A 5384-nucleotide genomic window follows, 5' to 3' on the forward strand; every position below is an offset into this window, starting at 1 on the left:
GAAAAGCTGACCGCCATATGCAACGATGACGGTGAGACGGCGATGATCGCCGCTCAGTGAACGAGCAACACCGGCTATGAAGAAGCAGGTGGACGCCAGTTCCTACACCACTTCCCGGGGCACTACCTGGCCATACCACCTCCGTTACGTTGCTTGGGTCGTACGGGGCAGCCGAGGGTAGTGTTGAATGTCGATTCACAACATGCACCGCAAATAATCGGGAAAATGTGTCCCACATTCCCCTTTGGGATAAGGTCCCTTTCGAGTAGTATTAAGATATTGCGAGTGAGTGGACTGAGTGATTTGAGTACGAGGAGAGGGGGCGCGGTAGCGTCCCCTTTATTTTTTCGAATGTTTGGCTGCCTAAACATTCAACATTACACAATGCAACCATGAAGGTTTTGGGGAGGCTCGGTGTAATCGTTTGCTTGGGCTGATCGCGATTAACCTCACAAAGGGTGGAAGAGCGGGCCTTCACTGCGGTTCGTATTAATGACCGCTGAGCGGAACAAACGGATAATCGTTGCGGCCGCTCCAATGCCCACAATCGGCAATTTCCTTTGGCTTAACCAGGACTGGGCTACCTTTCAGCTTGTTCCAGAAACCACGCGATGACGGCATCAATCGCCGGGTTTTGTTTGGTTTTGCGTGTGGAGAGCAGGTAGAAGTCCTGATTGCCTGGCAGAATCTTTGGCGTGATCTGTATCAAACGTTTGGTGGCAATCTCGGCCTCCACGAGAAAGCGACTTACCAGAGCCGCTCCCTGACCAAACAGCGCTGCATCCACTGCCAGGGACGTTTGATTGAGGCGTAGCCCATGGTCCCCGTCATCCTCGATGTTGTTTAGATTGAGAAACTCGGGCCAGAGGTTATGGCTGTCATGAAGTTTGGGAATGGATGACAACGCTTTTGCATCAAGAGGTAAGCTGTATCCGTGAATCAGGCTCGGCGCAGCCACTGCAATAATCTCCTGACGAAACAGGAGGTGCGCATCAAGGGACGCTCCGAAAGGAGGCCTTCCCTGCCTCACAGCAAGGTCAATTCCGTCCCCGTGAAAGCTTGAAACCTTTTCAGTTGCCAGAATGCGCAGGTCAATATCCGGATGCTTGGCTGAAAAATCCGGCAAGTTGGGGATCAGCCATTTTGCAGCGAATGTCGGTGTGACACTGACAAGGGCTTTGCCGGGTTCCGGCTTGAGTTGCTCCGTCGCATTACGGATGGCTTCGAACGCAGCAGCGACAAATACGTGATAGCTCCGCCCCGCTGGAGTAAAGGCCAAGCCCTTTGAAAGTCGTTCAAACAAGGGCACACCTAAATGCGCCTCAAGTTGACGCACCTGTTGGGCGACGGCACCTTGGGTGACGCCAAGTTCATCCGCGGCAGCACGGAAATTCAGAAACCTGCCAGCTACGTCAAATGCGCGTAGCCCGTTGAGCGGAGGAAGTTGCGGCATTTTGCGATAGTAATCCTACAGCCATGAAACATCATTTCTCGGGCGATATGCCGACTTGATTGTTTTATTGTGAAGTCACAATAGAGATGGAGAGAGCAATGTCAGTAGAAAAAGTGGCGCTTGTCACCGCCGGGGGAAGCGGCATGGGCGCAGAGGTGGCCCGACGGTTGGCCGCGGATGGCTTTCAGCTGGGTATCCTGTCGTCCTCAGGGAAAGGCGAGGCGCTTGGGGCCGAGTTGGGTGGATTTGGCGTCACCGGGTCCAACACCAATCCCGATGACTTGTCTGCATTGGTCCAAGGTGCTGTGGAGCGTTGGAGTCGCGTGGATGTGTTGGTTAACTCCGCTGGCCACGGGCCTAAAGGGCCGGTGCTGGAAATTTCGGATGATGATTGGCACTTAGGTATGGAAGTATACCTGATGAACGTTATACGCCCGACACGGTTGGTTACGCCCATCATGCAAGCACAGGGCGGCGGTGCGATCATCAATATTTCGACATTTGCGGCCTTTGAGCCTGATCCGTTGTTTCCGACTTCTGGCGTCTTTCGGGCCGGTCTTGCAGCGTTTACCAAGCTCTATTCCGATAAATATGCCGCCGACAACATTCGTATCAACAATGTCCTGCCGGGCTTTATCGACAGTCTTCCGGAAACCGAAGATCGCAAGGCACGTATTCCGATGGGGCGCTACGGACGAGTGCAAGAAGTGTCGTCCTTGATTTCGCTCCTCGCGTCCGAAGGTGGGGGGTACATGACCGGGCAAAACCTGCGTATCGACGGAGGATTGACCCGTGCCGTTTGATACGAGCATTGCGCGCCCACGCTTCAACCGCATGGTTTTTGCGGTGAAATGGGGCGCTTCGATCATCCAGATCATGGGCTACACCGCCACAGGTTTCGGCTGGACGCCTTGGAATCTTTACCTGTTCCTGATCGGCGTGTTGGGTTGGTTCGCTGTCGGCGCGATGTGGAATGACAAAGCCTTAATGCTGGTCCATGTTGTCGCACTGGGTGCAATGATCGCCGGTATGGCGAGTGGCTCACCTTTGTAGAGCATGCATTCACGCAAGGTGCGGCATTCAGTAGAGAGGGCTTTCTGCCGCCGTTCGCTAAGAGGCACCCGAATATCCGTTTCGGGCCGATCATAACAACTAGGCAGATGATGACCCGCCAACCTCACCGCAAAATAGCCCTCGAGTTTGCTACGACGATTGATTGGCCGGTTCCGCCAAGAACGAGATTGTGAATGTTGTTCCATGACCCTCTACCGTATCGAACTCGATACGGCCGCCGTGATGGTCGACAATTGCCTTCACGATACTCATGCCAAGCCCCGTGCCTTTATGCCCCTTTGAATAACTTGTTGGTGCCCTCGTAAATCTTTGAAACAGGCTTTTCTGCATCGATTCAGGAATACCGTTTCCATGATCACGGACCCAAAAGCCCAAGCCACCGGGGGTCGTGCCTGCTTCTACGGTATCTCCTGGCGTGGAGGCTTTCACCGCGTTCGACAGAAGGTTGCTTAGTACCTGCAATAAGCGATTTTCATCTCCCATGATCGGTGATGCCGCTGCGCCATTGCTGATGGCTGCGACGCTGACGTTGTGCTCTGCTGCGAAGGGGCGGATATCCTCGACCGCGCGTACCACAAGTGCCGACAGGTCGATGTTGCGAAGGTCGGAAACGAACTCTTTTGAGTTCAGTCTTTCGAAATCGAGAATATTCTCGACAAGAGGAACGAGCCGGTCGACGTTGCGCGTTGCTGCATCCAGCATTTTTTGCATCTTCGCAGAGAGGTTTTCACGTTCCAACTCAAGCAGTTTCAGTGCCCCTTTTGCCGAGGTGATAGGCGTGCGGAGCTCGTGAGAGACCGTCGAGATCAGCTCATCTTTTGCCCGTCTCAGAGCGGTTTCGTTGCTAATGTCGCGGATCACGCCCACCAGCCCAAGTCGCATGTTTTCTTCGTCCATCAGCGGGGCCATGAATACCTCACCAGGAAAAAGTGACCCGTCCTGCTTGCGCAGGTTCATTTCGAACCGACCGATCGTCGTTTCCTTGACCTTGCGGTATATATGTTCTCCCTGTCGTTCGTATTCTTCTAGGCTCGGATAAAGAACCGACGTAGTTCGGCCAATCAGATCATCGCGGTCAAAGCCGAAAAGGTTCTCTGTCGCCGAATTGACCATTTGAATCTGACGATCATCGCCAGCAGCGATTATCGCATCGGGCACGGCTTCAATTATGGCGTTCAGAAGCATGGTCTTTTCGGCAAGCTCCTGTGCTTTGTTCGATTTAAGCCATTCTTGACCAAGCCATCGGCCGAGCAGACGCACAAATTCGATTTCCAGGGCTGTGAATGGTCTCCGCTCCTCCGGACCAGAGAAATTCAGTGTCCCGACCCGTTCTGTTCCGACCCGCAAAGGAACCCCGATGTAGCCTTCAAGGCCAAAGCCTAGGTAGCATGGATGGTTCGCGATTTCCGAGTCGCCGGCGTGATGAAAGTGTTTGACATCGTCAGCTATTAACGTGTGTGAGCAATATGTTTCCGACAACTCGAAGTTTGTGCCGGTTGTCGGCGCCCAATCAGGTCCGTTCACGTAGTGGACCGTGTAAACGCTATCTTCGATACGGCTGACGATCCCGAGCGGTAATTCTAGCACGTCGCATCCCAACTTTAGGAGAAGGGCTATCTTGTTATCGATGTCGAGATCGGGATCGAGCGAGAGGTTGAAGAGCTGTCGCAAGGCGGCGTCGTGGCGCGCGAGAGCGTCGTTTTGGTCCCGTTGTGCAAGCTGAAGATCAGAGTAAGTCACGAAACCTCGATGATATTTCCGGGGAGAACTGAACAAGTGTCTACAATGGCGAGAGGCACAAATTCAAATCTTACTTCAGCACAATTATTTCTAGGCGATACTTTTCCTAAATCATGTCCACCAAACGGCGGTCCAGCATAGCTGGGCAGACAGGTATCATTTATCATTCCCGCCGCATCTGCGCCTGTCGGCTCAATCGGCGGTGTAGCGCCAGCCCTGCATGACGTTGCCGATGGCGGCCTTGCTGTTCGCCGTGCGAATTCGAGTCCACCTCGAGGACATCAATGACCGATACGCTAAACCGGCTCAATCAATTCCGGCCCGTCATCGCGAATTCCAAAGCTGTGAACTGGATGGTGTTGGAGACGTGCGGCCTCGCCAAGCGTGTCCACCTCGTCACTTCCCGACAGCCATGTTTCGCGCTCCTCCAAATCAAGGATAACCGGCATGCGATGGTGGATGTCCGAAACCGTATCTGTGGCTGCGCGGGTCATGATCGTGCAGGTGAGCAGGTCATTCCAGCGAGAAGCAAGGCCTGCGAACCACATGACACTGTCGTTGCCTCCAGGAAGGACAACGTGAGGTACCTTCGCACCCTTCTCGCCGGTCCATTCGTAATAGCCACCCGCCGGGATTAAACAGCGCCCTCGACGCCACACGGCACGAAATGTTGGTTTGATTCGAGCATCTTCAATTCGAGCATTGAAGGTCGTTGCTTTCCAATCGCTTACACTACCTTGATGCCATGACGGAATGAGCCACCACCGAGCTGTCATTGCGGCAAGCGGCTCGCCGCCAATGATCAGGATATCCTGTGTCGGAGCCACATTGTACCGCCGGGGCCCGCGGGGAGGGATGATCACAGGCCGTCCGGGGAATGGATCGATTTTGGTCTCTGAATGCTCTTGGTCCGTGCCTGCTAGCTCCGGTTCGATAAAGCGTCCGCACATTGCATCCTCCGGTAGAAACCGCATGGAATACCCATGTTTGTGAACGGCGGAGCAATACTCGGCCACGGTAGCGACGGCATAGTGTTGTCGCGGGCGGCGTAAAAGTCGTCCACTTTTGCCCTTTCGGATTTCGGGAGGGCTTGGGGATATACACCGTGGACTTGTAT

The 5384-nt window shown here is 54.1% G+C and carries 5 protein-coding genes; 2 read left to right on the forward strand and 3 right to left on the reverse strand.

Annotated elements, in window-relative coordinates; all coding sequences use genetic code 11:
- Positions 1-580: 580 nt before the first annotated feature.
- Positions 581-1453 carry a LysR substrate-binding domain-containing protein gene (locus KPG71_RS19395; protein ID WP_216340373.1) on the reverse strand — a complete coding sequence of 291 codons (873 nt, stop codon included), beginning with the start codon at positions 1451-1453 and terminating at the stop codon, positions 581-583.
- A gap of 98 nt (positions 1454-1551) precedes the next feature.
- On the opposite strand from KPG71_RS19395, the gene KPG71_RS19400 reads away from it, so the two are divergent.
- Positions 1552-2256, forward strand: a complete 705-nt coding sequence (locus KPG71_RS19400; protein ID WP_216340375.1) for an SDR family oxidoreductase — start codon at positions 1552-1554, stop codon at positions 2254-2256.
- Complete coding sequence (locus KPG71_RS19405) at positions 2246-2506, forward strand: DUF6552 family protein (RefSeq protein ID WP_320179625.1); 261 nt, start codon at positions 2246-2248, stop codon at positions 2504-2506. The genes KPG71_RS19400 and KPG71_RS19405 overlap by 11 nt, the downstream gene beginning before the upstream one ends.
- 150 nt (positions 2507-2656) lie before the next feature.
- On the opposite strand, the gene KPG71_RS19410 is transcribed toward KPG71_RS19405, so the two are convergent.
- Entirely contained in the window at positions 2657-4267 is a 1611-nt protein-coding gene (locus KPG71_RS19410; RefSeq protein ID WP_216340377.1) for an ATP-binding protein, read from the reverse strand.
- Between the two features lie 296 nt (positions 4268-4563).
- Positions 4564-5241, reverse strand: a complete 678-nt coding sequence (locus KPG71_RS19415) for an SOS response-associated peptidase (protein ID WP_367397400.1) — start codon at positions 5239-5241, stop codon at positions 4564-4566.
- Between the last annotated feature and the right edge of the window lie 143 nt (positions 5242-5384).

The organism is Roseovarius sp. PS-C2, assembly GCF_018862045.1.
Taxonomy (GTDB): Bacteria; Pseudomonadota; Alphaproteobacteria; order Rhodobacterales; family Rhodobacteraceae; genus Roseovarius.